The 18,797-nt window shown below is 59.6% G+C and carries 15 protein-coding genes; 10 read left to right on the top strand and 5 right to left on the bottom strand.

What is annotated here, in order from left to right:
• Window positions 1-3: 3 nt before the first annotated feature.
• The gene (locus ACQY1L_RS18440) at window positions 4-1,119 is read left to right on the top strand and encodes a TRAP transporter substrate-binding protein (RefSeq protein ID WP_062578270.1); all 1,116 of its coding nucleotides are present in this window, start codon (window positions 4-6) and stop codon (window positions 1,117-1,119) included.
• 191 nt (window positions 1,120-1,310) lie between these two features.
• Here ACQY1L_RS18440 and ACQY1L_RS18435 read toward each other — a convergent pair whose 3' ends face one another.
• Complete coding sequence (locus ACQY1L_RS18435; protein ID WP_175487276.1) at window positions 1,311-2,357, bottom strand: NAD(P)-dependent alcohol dehydrogenase; 1,047 nt, start codon at window positions 2,355-2,357, stop codon at window positions 1,311-1,313.
• Between the two features lie 368 nt (window positions 2,358-2,725).
• Between ACQY1L_RS18435 and ACQY1L_RS18430 the strand changes: the two genes are divergently transcribed.
• From ACQY1L_RS18430 to dhaL (ACQY1L_RS18395), 8 genes are all read left to right on the top strand, one after another.
• On the top strand, window positions 2,726-4,204 hold the full coding sequence (locus ACQY1L_RS18430; protein ID WP_062578274.1) for a sugar ABC transporter ATP-binding protein: 1,479 nt from the start codon (window positions 2,726-2,728) through the stop codon (window positions 4,202-4,204).
• A gap of 67 nt (window positions 4,205-4,271) precedes the next feature.
• Entirely contained in the window at window positions 4,272-5,276 is a 1,005-nt protein-coding gene (locus ACQY1L_RS18425; protein WP_062578276.1) for an ABC transporter permease, read from the top strand.
• Window positions 5,277-5,360: 84 nt separating this feature from the next.
• The gene (locus tag ACQY1L_RS18420; protein WP_062578278.1) at window positions 5,361-6,347 is read left to right on the top strand and encodes a substrate-binding domain-containing protein; all 987 of its coding nucleotides are present in this window, start codon (window positions 5,361-5,363) and stop codon (window positions 6,345-6,347) included.
• 74 nt (window positions 6,348-6,421) lie between these two features.
• Entirely contained in the window at window positions 6,422-7,195 is a 774-nt protein-coding gene (locus ACQY1L_RS18415; protein WP_192078551.1) for an SDR family oxidoreductase, read from the top strand.
• Between the two features lie 9 nt (window positions 7,196-7,204).
• On the top strand, window positions 7,205-8,197 hold the full coding sequence (locus ACQY1L_RS18410; RefSeq protein ID WP_062578282.1) for a dihydroxyacetone kinase subunit DhaK: 993 nt from the start codon (window positions 7,205-7,207) through the stop codon (window positions 8,195-8,197).
• 10 nt (window positions 8,198-8,207) lie between these two features.
• The gene (gene dhaL, locus ACQY1L_RS18405) at window positions 8,208-8,855 is read left to right on the top strand and encodes a dihydroxyacetone kinase subunit DhaL (protein ID WP_430245428.1); all 648 of its coding nucleotides are present in this window, start codon (window positions 8,208-8,210) and stop codon (window positions 8,853-8,855) included.
• A 192-nt stretch (window positions 8,856-9,047) separates the two neighbouring features.
• Window positions 9,048-11,117, top strand: coding sequence for a bifunctional sugar-binding transcriptional regulator/dihydroxyacetone kinase subunit DhaK (locus ACQY1L_RS18400; protein WP_430246070.1), 2,070 nt, complete (start codon window positions 9,048-9,050; stop codon window positions 11,115-11,117).
• A gap of 42 nt (window positions 11,118-11,159) precedes the next feature.
• Entirely contained in the window at window positions 11,160-11,804 is a 645-nt protein-coding gene (gene dhaL, locus ACQY1L_RS18395; RefSeq protein WP_430246068.1) for a dihydroxyacetone kinase subunit DhaL, read from the top strand.
• A 285-nt stretch (window positions 11,805-12,089) separates the two neighbouring features.
• Here the strand turns inward: dhaL (ACQY1L_RS18395) and ACQY1L_RS18390 are convergent, their stop codons facing one another.
• From ACQY1L_RS18390 to ACQY1L_RS18375, 4 genes are all read right to left on the bottom strand, one after another.
• Window positions 12,090-14,258 carry a methyl-accepting chemotaxis protein gene (locus ACQY1L_RS18390; RefSeq protein WP_430245426.1) on the bottom strand — a complete coding sequence of 723 codons (2,169 nt, stop codon included), beginning with the start codon at window positions 14,256-14,258 and terminating at the stop codon, window positions 12,090-12,092.
• 474 nt (window positions 14,259-14,732) lie between these two features.
• Window positions 14,733-15,479 carry a histidine phosphatase family protein gene (locus ACQY1L_RS18385; protein ID WP_430245424.1) on the bottom strand — a complete coding sequence of 249 codons (747 nt, stop codon included), beginning with the start codon at window positions 15,477-15,479 and terminating at the stop codon, window positions 14,733-14,735.
• Window positions 15,480-15,637: 158 nt separating this feature from the next.
• Window positions 15,638-16,027, bottom strand: coding sequence for a YybH family protein (locus ACQY1L_RS18380; RefSeq protein ID WP_430245422.1), 390 nt, complete (start codon window positions 16,025-16,027; stop codon window positions 15,638-15,640).
• Window positions 16,011-16,736: a GntR family transcriptional regulator gene (locus ACQY1L_RS18375; RefSeq protein WP_430245420.1), complete on the bottom strand. Its 726-nt coding sequence runs from the start codon at window positions 16,734-16,736 to the stop codon at window positions 16,011-16,013. The genes ACQY1L_RS18380 and ACQY1L_RS18375 overlap by 17 nt, the downstream gene beginning before the upstream one ends.
• Window positions 16,737-16,940: 204 nt before the next feature.
• Here ACQY1L_RS18375 and ACQY1L_RS18370 point away from each other — a divergent pair, with 204 nt between their 5' ends.
• Entirely contained in the window at window positions 16,941-18,773 is a 1,833-nt protein-coding gene (locus tag ACQY1L_RS18370; protein ID WP_430245418.1) for a gamma-glutamyltransferase family protein, read from the top strand.
• Window positions 18,774-18,797: the final 24 nt, after the last annotated feature.

The following is an 18,797-nucleotide window of genomic DNA, read 5'->3' as shown; positions in this document are numbered from 1 at the left end:
GCAATGACGGAAACCATCAACAGACGCAATTTCCTGACGAAAGGCGCAGTCGGAGGGGCGGCAACAGTCGCCGCGACCGCACTCGCCGCACCGGCGGTTGCCCAAGAACTGCCGAGCATCAAATGGCGCCTGACTTCGGGCTTCCCGAACAACCTCGACACGATTTACGGCGGCGCAACCGTCATGGCGGAGACACTGTCGAAGATCACCGACGGGAAATTCCAGATTCAGGTGTTTCAGGCCGGCGAACTCGTACCCGGACCGCAGGCGATCGATGCGGTGAAAGCGAACACCGTCGAGATCGCTCATACCTGCGGATACTATTTCACCGGCAAGGATCCGACATTTGCGATCGGCTCGACCATCCCCTTCGGTCTCAATGGTCGTCAGCAGAACGCCTGGCTTTACCACGGCGGCGGCAATGAGGCTTATAACGAGTTTCTCTCTGCCTATGGCGTGGTTGGCATCCCCGGCGGGGCCACCGGTGCCCAGATGGGTGGATGGTTCCGCAAGGAGATCAAGGGCGTCGCCGACCTCAAGGGCGTCAAGATGCGCATCGCCGGTGTCGCCGGCGAAGTGATGTCTCGGCTCGGCGTGGTGCCGCAGCAGCTACCGGGGGGCGATATCTATCCGGCTCTCGAGCGCGGAACAATCGACGCGGCCGAGTGGATCGGTCCCTATGACGACGAACGCCTCGGCTTCTACCAGATTGCGCCGAACTACTACTACCCGGCCTATTGGGAAGGTGGTCTGACGATCCACTTCTTCATCAACAAGGCACAGTATGAGGGTCTGCCTCCCGCCTACAAGGCCGCACTCGATGCCGCCTGCAAGGCGGCGAACATCAACATGCAGGCACTCTACGATGTGAAGAACACTGCAGCGATCCGTTCGCTCGTCGGCAAGGGCGTCAAACTGCGACCGCTGCCACGCGATGTCATGGATGCCGCCTACAAGACGACGTTCGAACTCTACGCGGAATATAGCGCCAAGCACCCGGCATGGGCAAAGATCTATCCGGGCTGGAAGAAGTTCAGGGACGAGTCCTTCGAGTGGTTCCGCGTCGCCGAATACAGCTATGACAGCTACATGTACTCTGCCCAGGCCTCGGGCAAGTAACAAAACCGGAGGTCGGCTTTAAGGCCGGCCTCCGCACTCACGATCAATTGGCACCGAAGAGACAGGTCTATCGTTGGGATGTCCAGGTGGTCCTACCGTCACATCGCAAAAGCCGCGGCCGGGACGGCATGATCTCGCGTGACGATCCCATGCTTTCCCGGCCACCGGCCTTCAGAACTGATCGGATTTTCCTAAACCGCGGCGTCACCCAGAAGGATCTGCAGCTTGACGTCTGACGGGTTGCCGGCTGCTGCCCTCTCAAAGGCCTCAATGCTCTTGTCGAAAGGGAAAGTCTCGGTAATCAGCGGATTAAGGTCCACCTTGCCGGATGCAATCAGCTGCAGCGCCCGGTCGAAGATATTGGCGTAGCGGAAGACCGTCTCTATTCGGATTTCCTTCGAGATCGCGCCTGCCACGTCGAACGAAACCTTGTCCACCGGCAGGCCGACCATCACGATCGCTCCACCCGGGCGAACGAGGTCGAATATCCCGTCATAGGCCTTCGGGCTGCCGCTGGCTTCGAAAACAACATCGGCGCCCCAGCCGTCGGTTTCCCGTGCGATGACCTCGGCGAAGCTTTCCTCCCCGATATTGACAGGGGTGATACCGGAATACTGGGCAGCGATGGCGAGTTTCGGTGCGCTGAAATCGGAAATGAACACGCGGCTGCACCCACCAGCGAGCGCCGCCAGAGCGACCATGATCCCGATCGGGCCGCTTCCGATCACCGCCGCAACATCGCCGGGGGCGATGCGGGCACGCGCTGCAGCCTGCATGCCAATGGCAAATGGCTCCACCATCGCGCCTTCGGCGAAGGACACGTTGTCGGGAAGCTTGTAGGTGAACGCCGCGGGATGGACAACTTCGGATGTCAAAACGCCATGGATCGGCGGCGTTGCCCAGAACCGGACGCTGGGATCGACGTTATAGATGCCGAGCTTGGATGCGCGCGACGAGAGGTCCGGTATTCCCGGTTCCATGCACACCCGGTCTCCAACCTTGAAACCGGAAACGGCCGAGCCGACCTCGATCACCGTGCCTGCCGCCTCATGTCCCAGAACCATTGGCTCACGCAGCACGTACGGTCCGATTGCGCCGTGCGTGTAGTAGTGTACGTCGCTGCCGCAGACGCCAACCGTGTGAATCTTGATCTTCAGTTCCGAAGCTCCGACCGCCAGCGGCAGGTCAATGTCTCGAAGGGCGAGAACGCCCTTTTCTTCCAGTACCAAGGCTTTCATCATCGGATCCTTTTGCTCGATGGGCGCCAAATTCGGCGCATCGGTTGACCTAGGAATAGCGACCGGTTTGAAAAAGAAAAGTGCTGTTTGGTGAGATTTTCAGCAGCTATCGCTTCTTTCTTGCGCGTATCGCCCCTTCGCCCCCAAGGTCTCGCTCTCCCCACCAAGCAGTCCATCCGTTTGTTTTAAAACGATAAAAACAGGATTTTTGCTCACCATAGGGACACCTTCAGCCTACAATGAAGGCATGTTGACATTTGTCGAAAACTATCTGACAAATGTCACGTGCTGGCCGCTGGAGGGCGGTTAACCCAGACAGTGATTGGTCCGACGCTCATCGAGCGGAAGGATCATCGGAGGAAATTAGCGTGGAATATCTGCTTGAGGTGGAAGGACTGAAGAAGTCCTTCGGCGGCGTTGCCGCATTGCGTGAGGGTCGCTTTCAGCTGAAGCCGGGCTCGGTGCACGCGCTGTGTGGCGGCAACGGCGCCGGAAAGTCGACCTTCCTCAAAATCCTCATGGGCATTTACAAGCGCGATGCCGGCTCCATTCGCCGTCGCGGTCAGGACGTCGATTTTTCAGGCCCAGCCGAAGCGCTCGCCTCCGGCATCGCGATCATCGAACAGGAACTGAGCCCTGTCCCTCATATGACCGTGGCGGAAAACATCTATCTTGGTCGCGAACCCTCCGGGCGCTTCGGCGGCGTCGACTTCAAGACGATGAACCGTAACGCCCAGCGGTTGCTGGATCAGCTCGAATTCCAGATCCGTCCCACTCAGTTCATGATGAACCTTTCGGTTGCGCAGATGCAACTGGTCGAGATCGCCAAGGCGCTCAGCCACGATGCGGAAGTCATCTTCATGGACGAGCCGACATCGGCAATCGGCGAAAAGGAAGCGCAGCAGCTCTTCAAAACGATCGAACGGCTGAAGGCCGCCGGCAAGGGTATCGTCTACGTCTCGCACCGCCTGTCAGAAATCTTCCAGATCGCGGATGCCTACACGGTGTTCCGCGACGGCTCCTATATCGGCTCGGGTGACTTGGCTGATATCGACAGGCCGAGCCTGATCAAGATGATCGTCGGTCGGGAACTGGGCGAGGAATATATCAAGACCAACACGCCGACGGAAACGGATGGCCTACAGGTTACGGGGCTGACAGCCGCCGGCAAGATCGACGACATTTCGTTTTCGGTTTGCAAGGGTGAGATCTTCGGGATCTACGGACTTATGGGATCCGGCCGGTCGGAAATTTTCAACTGCATCTTTGGTCTCGATCGTCTCGATAGCGGCGAAATCAGGATCGATGGCGCGCCGGTCAAGGTCAGCAAGCCGGCTGACGCGATGGAGCACGGGCTCGCTTTCGTTACCGAGGACCGCAAGCTGACCGGGCTCAATCTGACCGATAGCGTCAGAGGCAACATTGCGCTTGCCAGCCTGCCGGAACTCAGCCCCAATTTCGTCATGCGTCGCCGCGGCGAGCAGGCTGCCAGCCGGAACATGATCGAAAGATTTGCGATCAAGGCGGCCCGCGACACGATGCCGGTCTCGGGCCTGTCAGGCGGCAATCAGCAAAAGGTCGTCCTGGGCAAGTGGTTCCTGCGCAATCCTAAGGTGCTTCTGCTCGATGAACCGACGCGTGGCGTCGATGTCGGCGCCAAGCGCGAGATCTATCGCATCATCTGCGAATTCGCCGAGGCCGGTGGAACCGTAGTGATGATTTCATCGGAAATCGACGAAGTGCTGGGCATGTCCGACCGCATCCTCGTCATGCGCAACGGTCGCTCGACTGGCATCTATCCGCGCGCGGAGACAGACGCGCAGGCGTTGGTGCACCTTTCTACGTGACGGGCCCGGGTCACTGGGCCAGACGCGCATTTTCAAGATTCGATCGGCATGGGAAGAGGTAAGAACAGTGTCCGCCACAGAAAACAAGCCGGCAGCCGCATGGTTCGGTTCGGATAACCGCAAGTTGCTCATCCAGGAATACGGCATCTTTCTCGCCTTCCTGCTCCTGGCATTCATCCTGTCGGTCTCCAACGAGTACTTCCTCACCGCCGGCAATATCTCGAACGTGCTTCTACAGACATCTATCAATGGGGTGCTGGCGATCGGCATGACATTCGTCATCCTGACCCGGGGCATCGACCTCTCCGTCGGCTCGGTCGTAGCGCTCGCTGGTATGGTGGCCGCGAGCCTTGCGACGACTTCAGCGACCGCCGGCGTTGCGGGCGGCCCCTATCCGGCATTCGTCGCGTTCGCGGCGGGCATTCTCGTCGGTCTCGCATGCGGCATGGTCGTCGGTGTAATCGTCTCGCGCTTCTCCGTCCCCGCCTTCGTTGCCACCCTCGGCATGCTGTCGGCGGCACGCGGCATGACGCTGATCTATGGCGGCGGCAGACCTGTCCCGGCGCTTATCCCGGATTTTCGCTGGCTTGGAACCGGCAACATTATCGGCATCCCGATGCCGGTCGTCGTTCTCGCCGTCGTCTTCATTGCCTCTTGGTGGGTTCTCAACCGCACGCGCTTTGGCCGCTATATCTACGCCGTCGGCGGCAACCCGCATGCCGCCGTGACTTCAGGCATCAACGTCACCCGCATCAAGTTCGCCGTGTACTGCATCTCGGGAGCACTTGCGGGTCTTGCCGGTATGATCCTTGCCGCTCGCACGGGCTCCGGCCTGCCGCAGGCCGGTGTTGCCTACGAGCTCGACGCCATCGCGGCCGTGGTCATCGGCGGTACCAGCCTCTCGGGTGGTGTCGGTCGCGTCACGGGAACCCTGATCGGCGCGCTCATTATCGGCGTCATGAACAACGGTCTCGATCTGCTCGGCATCGAATCTTACTACCAGCAGGTCCTCAAAGGGGCGCTGATCGTCGGTGCGGTCATGCTGGATCAAAAACGCAATCAAGGGGCCTGACCCCAGAACAATTCGGATCGCGAAACGGTCCGACATGTACCGCGCGTCAAAACGGCGACCGGACATTCCGTGGAGGAGAAGAAAATGAAGAAACTTTTGCTTGCTCTCGTCGCCAGTGCGGCGATGCTTTCGGCACCCGCAATGGCGCAGGACAAGAAGCTCAAGATTGGCGCGACCACCTATGGTCTCAATGCTGAATTCATGCAGATCTGGTCGGCGGCTCTGAAGGAACATCCGGCCGTCAAGAGCGGCAAGGTCGATGTCACGGTGTTCGATGGCCGATATGACGCGCTGGTCCAGCAGGAACAGTTCAACACGATGATCACACAGAAATTCGACGCGATCATCTTCGTGCCGATGGATATCGAGGCCGGCGCGACCGCTGTGCAGATGGCCCATGATGCCGGCATCCCCGTTGTCGGCTCCAATGCCCGCGTCAATTCCGATCTCCTCACATCCTATGTCGGCTCGAACGACGTGGAAGCCGGCGAGCTCGAAGCCAAGGCAGTCTTGGACAAGATGGGCTGCAAGGGCAATCTCGTCATCATCGAAGGCCCGATCGGCCAGTCCGGCCAGATCCAGCGCCTGGAAGGCAATGAAAAGGCACTCGCTGCCTGCCCGGACGTAAAGGTTCTCGAAAAGCAGACCGGCAACTGGTCGCGCGCCGAAGCTCAGACCCTGATGGAAAACTGGCTGACATCCCATCCGGGCCAGATCAATGGCATCATCGGCCAGAACGACGAAATGGCACTCGGTGCGATCGAGGCAATCAAGGCTGCAGGTCTGAAGGTTGAAGACTTCGCGATTGCCGGCGTCGATGGCGTGACGGATGCGATCAACTCGGTGAAGCGCGGCGAGATGGCTTCCATCCTGCAGGACGCCAACGCCCAGGCTCAGGGTGCGCTCGACGTCGCCATCAAAGCCGCCAACAAGGACTACAAGCCCGAATCGAAGATCTGGACCCAGTATCCGGACATGAAGTGGGCGGATGGCGCCGAGAAGGACTACCTCGTGCCTTGGACGCCTGTCACGAAAGAAAACGCCGACAAGCTGCTCGAGTCCCGTAACTGATATTTTTCGTTTTCGATCCAAGGGAGGGGCGGTGACCGCCGCCCCTCCCGTCTCCGTCGCAAAGGCTTGAAGACATGAGTGATACCGCTCCCCAGATCGACCTGAATTTCCCCCTGAACGGCAAGATTGCCGTCGTCACCGGCGCCGCATCCGGCATCGGCGCTGCCGTCTGCGACGCGCTGACCGAAAAGGGCGCGACCGTCGCCGTACTTGACCTCAATGCCGAACTGGCCGCAGCAAAAGCGGCCGAACTCGGTGGCGCATCGAAATCCTTCGTCTGCGATGTCTCGCAGGCATCTTCCGTCGAGAAGGCGATCGCGGGCGTCCTCGACACCTTCGGCCACATCGATATAGCCGTCAGCAGCGCGGGGGTCGTCTTCCTCGCTCCGGCCGAGGATCTGTCGCTCGATTACTGGGATAAGACGATCGACATCAACCTGAAGGGCACTTTTCTCTTCACGCAGGCAGTCGGAAGGGCGATGATCGCCGCCGGCAAGGGTGGCAAGATCGTCAATCTCGCCTCGCAGGCGGGCACCGTCGCAATCGAGGAGCATGTCGCCTACTGCGCCTCCAAATTCGGCGTCATCGGCATGTCGAAGACCTTCGCGGCCGAGTGGGGGAAATACGGTATCTGCGTGAATACCATTTCGCCGACAGTCGTGCTGACGGAACTCGGAAAGAAGGCTTGGGCCGGCGAAAAGGGTGAAAATGCGAAGAAGCGTATCCCGACCGGTCGGTTCGCCTACCCGCAGGAAATCGCCGCAGCGGCCGTCTTTCTGGTCTCCAACGGTGCGGACATGATCAACGGCGCCGATCTCCTGATCGACGGCGGTTACACAATTCTCTGAGGACAAACCATGCAGCGTTTCGTCAATAATCCTGATCTTGTCGTCGAAGATACGGTCAAGGGCTTCGTCAAGGCCCATTCCGATATCGTCCGGCTTGCGGAAAACCCACGTGTCGTCGTGGCGAAGAATGCGCCCGTCAAAGGCAAGGTCGGCATCGTCACCGGCGGCGGTTCGGGTCATGAACCCGCCTTCATGGGCTACACCGGCAAGAACATGCTGGATGCGGTGGCCGTTGGCGAACTCTTCTCCTCACCGACGGCCAAGAGCTTCTCTGACGCATTCCGCGAGGCAAATGGAGGCGCAGGAGTGGTGTGCCTTTACGGCAATTATGCCGGCGACAACATGAACGTGAAGATGGCAACCAAGCTTGCCACCAAGGAAGGAATCGAGGTTTTGACGGTCGTCGCCAATGACGACGTCTGCTCGGCTCCCCTGTCCGAGCGGGAGAAGCGCCGCGGGGTCGCCGGCGAGATCTTCATGTGGAAGATCGGCAGCGCCAAGGCCAGCCAGGGCGGTTCGCTTGAGGAGGTTCGCGCCGTCGCGCAGAAGGCGATCGACAACTGCCGGTCGATCGGCGTTGGCCTTGGACCCTGCACGCTTCCTGCCGTCGGCCATCCCAATTTCCAGATCGAGCCCGGCACGATGGAAGTCGGCATCGGCCACCATGGCGAGCCTGGGGTGCGGGTCGAACCGCTCAAAAAAGCCGAAGACGTTGCAAGGGACATGGTGAAGATCGTGCTCGACGATCATGACCTGCCGGCCGGCGTCGAAGTCGCCGTGCTCGTGTCAGGCCTCGGCGCGACGCCGCTCAACGAACTCTACATCCTCAACGATACGATCGAAACCGAGATTTCCGCGCGTGGCCTGAAGGTCTACAAGACCTTCATCGGCAACTATTTCACGTCGCTGGAAATGGTGGGAGCGACCCTGACGGTCATGGCGCTCGACGACGAAACTAAGCCGCTTCTCGATCTCGAGACGCGCTGCACCATGCTGCTTTAAGGACCTGGCGATGCAGACTTTCCTCAATGTCCACGCGGGCGATATCGTGATTGCGATCGCCGACCGCATCATCGAAAACCGCGCCTATCTCAGTGAGATCGACGGCAAGATCGGTGACGGTGACCACGGCGTCAACATGGCCAAGGGCTTCGGCATGACGTCCGAGCGCCTCAAGACCCAAGACGTGTCGCTGGCCGAAGCCTTCGATACGCTCGGCACTGTGTTGATGACGGAGATTGGCGGCTCTATGGGTCCGCTTTACGGCGTGATGTTCACTGAGTTCGCAGAAACGCTCGAAGGCAAGGATGTCGTTGACGCTCGCCTCTTCTCGACAATGCTTCATATGGGCCTTGCCGGCATTCAGTCGATCGGTTCTGCCAAGGTTGGCGACAAGACGCTGATCGACGCGTTCGTGCCGGCCATCGAAGCGTTCGACAGCACGGTCGCAGGCGGACAGTCCTTTGCTGACGCGCTGGCGGCGATGACCGAAGCCGCCGACAAGGGACGTGATTCCACCATCGACCTCGTCGCGAAGATCGGGCGCGCCAGCCGTCTCGGCGAACGCTCGCTTGGCGTTCTCGATGCCGGTGCCACGTCATGCGCCTTGATCCTCAAGGAAATCGCGAAGGGCGTGACAGGCAAGTTGCAGGCGCCCTGAACTCAGCAAACCTCCCCCAGGACCGGGCGACCTGCCTTCTCGGGCAGGTCGCCGCCGAATTCCAGAAATAAGAAGCCAACGTCGATAAATTGTCCTAAAAAATTCCGGCGGTCCGGATAGCTCGGCCCCGTATCGACTGTCGGAGCACGTTTCGGATTGACACCAGTGAAGACACAGCAGTCCGGCAATGCGATGATCGGCACCAACGATGTCGAACACGCCCGCGAGGGCATGTCTCTGAGATATGGCGACGACCCCCTCGTCTGGGCCTGCTGGCTTTATTACGAGGATGGTCTTACCCAAGGCGATATTGCTGCCACGATGGGTGTGTCGCGCGCCACAGTGAACAACTATCTCGCAGAGGCGCGTGAGCGCGGCATCGTTAACATCGCCATCGAACCCGCCCGGCTTGCGTCACTGACCATCGCGCGCGAACTCAAGCGGCATTTCGGGCTCGTCGACTGTCTTGTCGTCCCCAGCGAAGAAACCGGCAAATCGCTGATCGAACGGATCGGTGCTGCCGGCGGCCAGGCATTGCAGCGTCTGATCAAGTCGGGCGATACGGTCGCCGTTTCCTGGGGGCGCACAATGCTTGCGATCGGCGAAGCTGCCCATGTTCCCGGATTGCAGGATGTCACGGTCATTCAGGCGGCGGGCGGAACACGGGCAAGCTTTTCCTATACGCCGGAGCTTTGCGCAGCGGCTGTGGCCGGGGCCGTTGGCGGCAGGCTCGTCAACATATCTGCCCCTGCCATCCTCTCGTCTCGAACGATGCGTGACGCTCTGTTGGAAGAGCCGCTGGTGGCCGATCAGTTCGGCATGCTGTCGCGTGCCAACAAGGCGCTTTTTGGCATCTCGTCACTGAGGCCGAATTCGACCATTCACACAAGCGGCTTTTTCGAAGACGTGGCGCTGCAGGATTATCTCGCCAAGGGCGCCGTCGGCGCCGTCTCTGGCCGCTTCATCGACGGCCAGGGGCGTCCGGTGGCAGGGCCGCTGGACGAGCGCCTGATCGGCATGTCACTCGACATGCTCAAATCGGTCGGCCTCCGCGTTGCTGCGGCCGGAGGATTCGACAAGGTGCCGGCGATCCTCGCTGCCCTGCGCGGCGGCTATGTCAACGTGCTGATCACCGATGCGGCGACCGGACGGGGTATTCTGAATGCCGACGGCGTGACCGTGATCGACCAGATGCTTGCGCAGCGCCCTCGCTCCGAAAGCCCGTCTAGCCAAGGGACAGGGACGCGGACGCGCAATCGCGTGAAGAAGTTCCTCAATGATCCGGATCATGTGGTTGAGGAAATGCTGGAAGGCGTCGTGCGGGCGCATCAAAAACATCTGATGCCCGCCGGAAAATCCAACCGGGCGTTGATTGCCAGGGAAGGTCCGCGGCCCGGCAAGGTCGGTCTTGTCATCGGCGGCGGCTCCGGTCATGAACCCTGCTTTCTCGGCTATGTGGGAAAGGGGCTGGCGGATGCGGTCGCCGTCGGCAATGTCTTTTCCTCCCCGCCGCCGATGCCGATCCTGCATTGCGCCCGGGCCGCTTCGGGTGATGCCGGTGTGCTTTTCGTCTACGGCAACTATGCCGGGGACGTCATGAACTTTGAGATGGCGGCAGAAATGGCCGAGGCCGAGGGCATCGCGGTGCGCACGGTCCTGACCACCGATGATGTCGCCTCGTCCTCCATGGAAGACCGGGACGGCCGACGTGGTGTCGCCGGCAATTTCTTTACCTTCAAGATCGCAGGTGCAGCCTGCGACCGCGGTCACTCGCTCGACGCGTGCGAAGCACTGACACGCAAGGCCAACTCCCGCACATTCACGCTGGGTGTCGCACTCGAAGCCGGCTCTATGCCGCAGACGCGCCGTCCGAGTTTCGAGATCGGGGAAGACGAGATGGAGTTCGGCATCGGCATCCATGGTGAACGGGGTGTCAGTCGCGAGAAGATCGAGAATGCCGACGCGATTGCGGACAAGATTATCGATCGCATATTTCACGAGATGGGGGCGGTCGCAGGCAGCCGTGTCGCCGTGCTGGTCAACTCCTTCGGTGCAACGCCATTGATGGAGCTCTATATTCTGTTCAGGCGTGTCGAGCAGAGGCTGAAGGCCAAGGGCATCGAGATCGAAGCAAACTGGATTGGCCACTACTGCACATCATTGGATATGGTCGGCGCCTCGATCTCAATCCTTCATCTCGATGACGATCTGTCTACTCTGCTCCATCATCCCTGCGACACTGCGGCGTTGAAAATAGGGTAAGGCAGGCTTTCAATGGCACAGTGCAACAGTTGGAGGGACATGGTGCACGGAAACGATGCGCGCTTACTCAGCCGAATGTTCAACAAGATCTCCGATGCGATGGCCAAGGAGAAGGATTACCTGACCGAGCTTGATGAGGCGATCGGAGACGCCGATCACGGCATCACGATGTCGCTTGGCTTCAGCGCTGTTGCGAGTGAATTGTCGCGGAGCGATCTCGACAGCATGACTGCCGCCGAAGTCATGACGGCTGCTGCGACCACGTTTCTCGATGCGGTAGGCGCATCCACGGGCCCGCTCTATGCGACCGGCTTTCTCCATGCATCCGATCGTATGAACGCACATCGACCTCTCGATGCCGCTGGCCAGGTCGCGATGCTGAGAGCCATCACAACCGGCATTCAGCAGCGGGGCAAAGGAATGCGCGGAGACAAGACCATGCTCGATGCCTGGATGCCGGCAGCCGATGCGGCGGAGGCGAGATCCGGCGAACCCGGACACATTTGGTCCTCGGCCTGCGAAGCGGGAGAATTGGGCGCCAAAGCAACGCAATCCATGCTCGCGCTTCGTGGTCGCGCCGCAAGACTGGGCGAACGCTCGCTTGGCCATATCGACCCGGGCGCTGCCTCCGCGGTCGTGATCCTCAAGGCGATGCGAGAAACCTTCGACGGGACGGCATCTCGCTGAAGATTGGGGACGTTGGCCGAAATCTTGCGCGAGCATGAGAAGATGTTTGAGGAACGCGTCTCTCACTGTCACTTCGTCCATCGCGGCCACGATGACACGAGCACGTGGCTGGGGGTGTCTTGGCGGCTGCAGATCAAGCGAAAGATGTCGTGACAGCTGGAAGCTTCTTTTCACCAACCAGCACGGATCAGCCTCATACAAAAGCCGCCGAAAGGATTTCTTCGGCGGCTTTTACGGTTCACTCTCTGCGTGTGCTTTGGGAGGTTAGCCGGGATGCCGTGAAGCTTATGCCACGCGTCTGGAGAAGGACGAGGTCACTCGGGTCATCAACCGGTTCGAAGGAGCTGGAGCGTCGCCGGATTGATGCGAGTGGTGAATGCCACCTGCCACTGATCCTGTCTCGAACATACCAACGAGCTGGAAGAGCGTTTCGGCTTCTCTCGCGAGAGAATGGCTCGCTGCGGTGGATTCTTCCACCATAGCGGCATTCTGCTGCGTCCCCTGATCCATCAACGAGACGGCATGGTTGATTTCCTTGATACCCGTAGACTGTTCGCGCGAGGCTTCCACGATCGAGAGGACGTTCACGCTGATTGCCTTGACCTGATCGACGATCTGCCCAAGCGCCTCGCCCGTTTCGCCGACAAGGGAAACGCCGCTTCTGACATGTTCACCGGATTTGGCGATCAGGCTCTTGATGTCCTTGGCGGCGCTTGCGGACCGTTGCGCAAGTTCGCGAACTTCCTGTGCGACGACTGCAAAGCCCTTGCCGGCGTCACCTGCCCGGGCCGCTTCCACGCCCGCATTCAGTGCCAGAAGATTGGTCTGGAACGCGATTTCGTCGATGACGCCGATGATGGTGGAGATCTCGTTGGATGACGCTTCGATCGCATTCATTGCGTTGATTGCGTTCGTCACCACGAGGCCCGAGTGCTCGGCGTTCTTGCGCGTTTCACTGACCAGGCGACCTGCTTCTTCTGCGCGACGCGTCGTGTCGGCAACCGTGGTGGTGATCTGCTCAAGGGCTGCTGCGGTCTCCTCGACAGATGCTGCCTGCTGTTCGGTGCGCCTTGCCAGGTCGTCAGCCGCGGAGCGGATCTGGTTCGAACCGGCCGAGATCGCCTGCGCGTTGCCGCTGACGTCCACGATCGCATCTTCGAGACGCTCGATCGCACCGTTAAAGTCGACGCGGATCTTGTCGAGGCGTTCTGCAAACGCCTGGTCGATCCGATGGTTCAGCTTGCCATTCGCCATGGCACCGAGGCCAACGGCGAGCGTATCGACTGCGAACTGCACTTCGGCTGCTTCTTCCGCCTGACGCTCGTGCTGCTCGAGGCGCTGACGTTCGGACATCGAACGGTTAGCCTGCGCTTCCGCTTCCATGCGCAAGGTGTCCTGCGCGTTCTGCTTGAAGACGGCAACAGACTTGACCATGTCGCCGATTTCGCTTCGATCGGCAATGGCATCGATTTCAGCCTCTGCGTTGCCGGCCGCGAGCTCACGCATCGTCTGCACGATCCGCGTGACGGGACGGGTGATGGAGCGGGTGACGATGGTCGCGAGAACAGCAACGACCGCCAGAACGCCCAGCGAGGTGAAGACCGAAATCAGGAAATTCCTGTGCTGAACCGCAGCCGAAGCGGACGCATAATTCTTTAGCTCCAGACCGGTCTGGTCTTCCACTGTCTTCAGCGCGTTGATGCGGTTGGTCGAAGCCTTATACCAGTCTTCACCGGAGATTCCGCCCATCTGTCCGCCGAACGGAGCCTTCAGCGCGACGCTGCGCTGCTTCTCCACCAGCTGACCGGCATCACTCGCAAGGGCCGTCTGAAGCGCGGCACGCTGCGGTGCGCCTGCATAGCTGTTGAAATCCGCAAAGTAGACGTTCTGCATGACGCCAAACTTCACGAACTGCTGATATCCTTCCGGCGAGAAACTACCGGCCGCGAATGCTGCAGTGCCGATCATGCGTTCCTGACCAGCGCGTTCCTTACCCTGCAGAAGAGCCGAGTAGGCAACAATCCGGTTTGAGATCGTGCTGTCGGTGGTGAGCGAACTCATGGATCCGATCAGTTTGATGAGGCTACCGATCGTATCCTCGAAATAGGACGCAATATCAGGCACGCCTGCCTTTAAGGCCGTAACCTCGTCACGCATTGTCTTGAGCTGGTCGAGCTTGGCTTGGGCTGCGAGCGCAAGCTGCTGCAATTCAGAGCCACCCGGAGCTTCGCTCGTCGTCAGGTTCAAGGCCTTGAAACTGGCGAGTGCTGCATCCGCTGCGAGACGCTGCTTCTCCAGGAGCGACCCGAACTCACCGAGGCCCTTGGCACCGACGAAACCAGCGGAAGCACCGCGCTCCTTCTGGATTTCATGGATGGCTGAGCCAATAACGGGCGCCATCGAAGAAATTTCGGCGACAGATTGCGCTTCCGAAGCCTGCTCAAGGCGCTTCATGTTGTCCTGTACGACAGCAGCGATCAACGCAATGGTCGGGATCGACGCTACGAGAACGACCCGCGTCCTTATTTTCAAATTTCCAAAAAACCTCACGTAGGCCTCGATATCTTGCTGAATGAGCTGCAGGAAAACTGCCAAGGCTCAAAGGTAGGACGATACCGAACCTGATAGAGAAAACGTATTGAGGCTTGGTTACCGTGCCTAGAATCTCATCGATGACAATTGATATCAAAGGCAAATGCCCAAAATAGCGATTAGTCGATTGTCAGCTGGTATTCTCCGCCACCGGCATCAGTACGTCACCATCGCTGATTTGCGGGACGTTGAACGGAACCAGCGACCGCTCGCGGTACCCGACAAGCGAGCCCGGTTATCGATCTGCAGTGTCATTCGGTGGGTGTTATCGGGATACCCATACCCAGCTTGATATCTATCGCCGGCGAAAACGAGGTCCAGTTTGGAAAAGGCATTTCAGGCCTCCGGCTCTGGCCTGATCGTTAGCTCTGCGCCATACGCCTGTCGCAGATCGTTCTGACCAGGCTGACGGTCGGTCGCCTGGTGCACCAGCGTCGAGGTGTATCCCATTTCGCGAGTTCCCTCGATCAGAGTGATGTCAGCATTCCCGGGATTGTCCGAACGTTCGAACCAGTCGACAGGATGCTGCAGAAAATTCATCTCGAAGGCTCGGTTGGTGACACCATGGCCGACGATCACCACGTTGTCGTGGCCGTGTCGGGCCTCGTGCATGATCGTCTGCAGGAACAACCGCATGCGCTGTGCAACATCGGCGCGGCTTTCACCATCTGGCGGCCGGGCGTAGAATTTACCGCTGTTGCTACGCAGTCTCGCCCACTTCTCGAATTCGTCGGGAAACTTTTGCTTCCGCTCGGCGTGGTCATAGATTTCAGTAAAGAGGCCGAAATCCTGCTCCCGCAAGAGATAGTCCTCGCGCACCTTGCCAATGCGTTCGACAGGCAAGGCTTCAAGGAGCGCGTCCTTGCTTTGCCGTGTCCGCAGGAACGGTGAGTACCATACGCGCAGCTTTTGCACCCCCCGCCCGGTCAGGCCGGACATATAGGCCGCGATCACAGCCCCGGCTTCGGCGGCCTGGCGATGTCCCCATTGCGTCAGCGGTACGTTGTGATCTCCAAACTGGCTGTAAGCCCGTTCGTCGAGGTTACCGAGGGATTCGCCGTGGCGAACAAGAAAAACGCGCATCAGCCATCCCGCTGCGTAGGTTTAGATCCGACGGCTACCATGGGCGCGCGCCTGACGATCAGCAACCCAGTCGGCAATAGCAAAGCTTGCCTGTTATCCCTTCATGTCAGATCGGTAGCGACAACAAGTCGACTGAGCGAACAAGCATACGCCATATATTACATCTCGATCTGCGAAACGTGGTTGAGGGCGATCAGCCACCTTCCTTTGCGCTTGCGCATCAGCCGCGTGTTCACTCCCGTCTGATTTCCCGCTGGGCGGATCAGCTGGTAGTTGCTGATGAGCTGGGCTGCGTCGTCGGACAGAATTTCGATGCTGATATTGGAAAAGGTCAGCTGACCTTGCGAGCCCTCGGACCCGCCATAATCGCTGATGTAATGGTCAAGCGTCGCCTGCCAGTCCTTCTGGATTCGACCGCGGGAAACAAAAATTATATCCGGGTTGGCAAAGCCAGCCATGTAGCCATGAAAGTCGCCGGTCTTCCACGCTTGTTGCATGACGCCAATGACGTCGCGGATGGCCTGTTTTTCATCATCCTGCGTCATCATGAGCCTCCTTATTATCCAGCGGATCATTGTCCTGGATGGTCTTTACCTTCTGCTGCTGCCGTCGGACCAAAACCTCTTGCGCGGCCGAGACGAGGTGCCGCCTCAGCGCGTTTTCGGCGGCTTTCGCATCCTGCTCGAGAACCGCGTCAACGATTTGCTGATGCTCGTCACACGATCGTTTCAGACGCCCGACGTCCTTCAGCTGATATTTCCGGAAGGGTGCAAGCTTCAACCGCAGCGTTTGCGCTGCACTGATCAGATCCCTGTTGTGGCAACCCTGAAACAGCAGGCTGTGAAACTCCGTGTTGACGGCGTTGTAGCCAACGTGGTCTCCACCCTGTGCGAGGCCGTTCATCTCACGATGCATGGCTTCCAGCTCAGCCCGTTCGCGCATCGTCATGCGCTGGGACGACAGCCTGCCGCATGTCGCTTCCAGTTCCGCCATGGCCTCGAACATTTCGTCGATGCGCTCCGTGGAAATCTGGGTGACAATGACGCCCTTGAATGCTTCCCGCTCGGCCAGTCCCCGTCCGCACAGGATGCGAAGAGCCTCACGGACGGGCGTGCGAGACACCTGGAACTGGACCGCGAGAGAGTTCTCGTCGAGCCGCGATCCAGCAGCAATTTCTCCTGTAATCACAGCTTCTTCCAGCTGGTCGGCGATAACATCGCTACGAGCTTTTTTCAGTGGCGTCCGTCCATCCAGCATAGGTTTCCTTCCCCACAAGGTCACACACCATCCTATCGCGACGAAAGTAAATTACACAACTGACTTGCCATGCGCCCGAATAATATACAATGTGTCCACAGAGGACGGGATTGTATCCCAAAGGGACGTTGGAGGCAATTTGCGTGGAGATAGACAATGGTCCTGTCTCCGCTGCCGCCTTCCCACGAGGAGTGAGTGAAGCAAATGACATTTACCACCCGACCGGAACTGCGCGGCACCTTTGGGGCAGTTTCGTCGACGCACTGGCTGGCTTCGACCGTTGGTATGTCTATTCTCGAAAAAGGGCACACGGCGTTCGATGCGGCCGTGGCAGCGGGTTTCGTACTGCAGGTGGTGGAGCCGCACCTGAACGGCCCCGGCGGCGAAGTTCCCATTATCGTCACCCCAGCGGGCGCCGATGCTCCGGTTGTCATTTCCGGTCAGGGCCCATCTCCTGCGAAGGCGACCATTCAGTATTTCAAGGAACTTGGTCTGGACATCATTCCCGGGACAGGGCTTCTCGCAGCCTGTATCCCGGGCGCTTTTGGCGCATGGCTCACGCTTTTGCGAGACTACGGACAGGCTGAACTCGAGGAAGTTCTTGCCCCAGCGATCTACTATGCAAGGACTGGTCACCCGCTGGTGCCGCGCATCGCAAACACGATCGCATCGATGCAGGAGCTGTTTCAGACGCACTGGCCAACATCGGCCGCCGTCTATCTGCCAGGCGGTGCCCTGCCCCAGTCGGGCAAGCTCTTTCGTAACCCGCACATTGCCGACATGTACCAACTGATCCTCGATCAGACGAAATCGGCCGGCAGCCGCGAGGCGAGGATCAATGCCGCCCTGGATTTCTGGTATCGCGGACCGGTTGCCGAGCAGATCGAGCAGTTCTGCGAAACGCAGGAAGTATTGGATGTCTCAGGCCGACGACACAAGGGCCTGATCACAGCGCAGGATATGGCAGACTATACGCCATCGATCGAGAAGCCGGTGTCGGTAACTTACGGCGATTGTGAAGTGTTCAAATGCGGACCTTGGTCTCAAGGGCCGGTCCTCTTGCAGATGTTGCAGATCCTCAAGGGAACCGACATCGCGGACCTTGACCCGATGGGCTCAGAGTTCGTGCATCTCGTTGTTGAAACCGCGAAGCTTGCCATGGCTGATCGCGAGGCCTGGTACGGCGATAGCGTCGACGTGCCGATGGCGACACTCCTGTCTGCAGATTACGCCGACATCCGTCGCGCTCTGATTGGTCGCTCTGCATCTCTTGAGGTGCGTCCAGGCTCGCCTGACGGTCGCAACCCCAACCTGCCGCCCCTGCGCGCTGTGGGTACAATTATGCAGCCGGGGCTCGGCGGCGGCGAGCCGACGGTCGCGCGCGAGCAGCCGTTGCCCAATGACCGGCAGGGCGAACCGGCGCTGACCCGCGAGGGTGCTCAGCGCGGCGATACCGTGCAAGTCAGCACTATCGACCGATGGGGCAACATGGTTTCTGCCACGCCGTCCGGCGGGTGGTTCCAATCGAGCCCCGTCATTCCAGGTCTCGGCTTCAGCCTCACGACCCGCGGCCAGATGTTCTGGTTGGAGGAGGGTCTCAACTCGTCGCTGATGCCATCGACAAGACCCCGCACGACCTTAACGCCCACCACCGTCTTCCGCGATGGCAAGCCCTACATGGCGTTGGGAACTCCGGGCGGAGATCAGCAGGACCAGTGGCAGTTGATCATGCTGCTGCGCCACTTGCACAACGGAATGAACCTGCAGGAGGCGATCGACGCTCCGTCATTCCATACCGATCACCTGCCGAGCTCCTTCTGGCCGCGAGAAATCAGCCTCGGTGCGGTGACGCTTGAATCACGCTTCTCCAACTCGGTCTGCGAAGAGCTGGCTGCACGCGGTCACAAAATAACGGTCGGCGACGCGTGGTCGGAAGGGCGTCTGTCGGCAGTTGCCCGCGAAATGGACGGTGACGTGCAACTCGTAAAGGCCGGCGCCAATCCGCGGGGCGTACAGGGCTACGCCGTTGCCCGATGAATGAGACTTTTCGAATAAGAGAGG

Origin of the sequence: Neorhizobium sp. DAR64862/K0K3, assembly GCF_050500185.1 — a bacterium.
Classification (GTDB): Bacteria; Pseudomonadota; Alphaproteobacteria; order Rhizobiales; family Rhizobiaceae; genus Neorhizobium; species Neorhizobium soli.
Note: the sequence above shows the minus strand (reverse complement) of the source record. Positions and strands in the feature narration are given on the sequence as shown.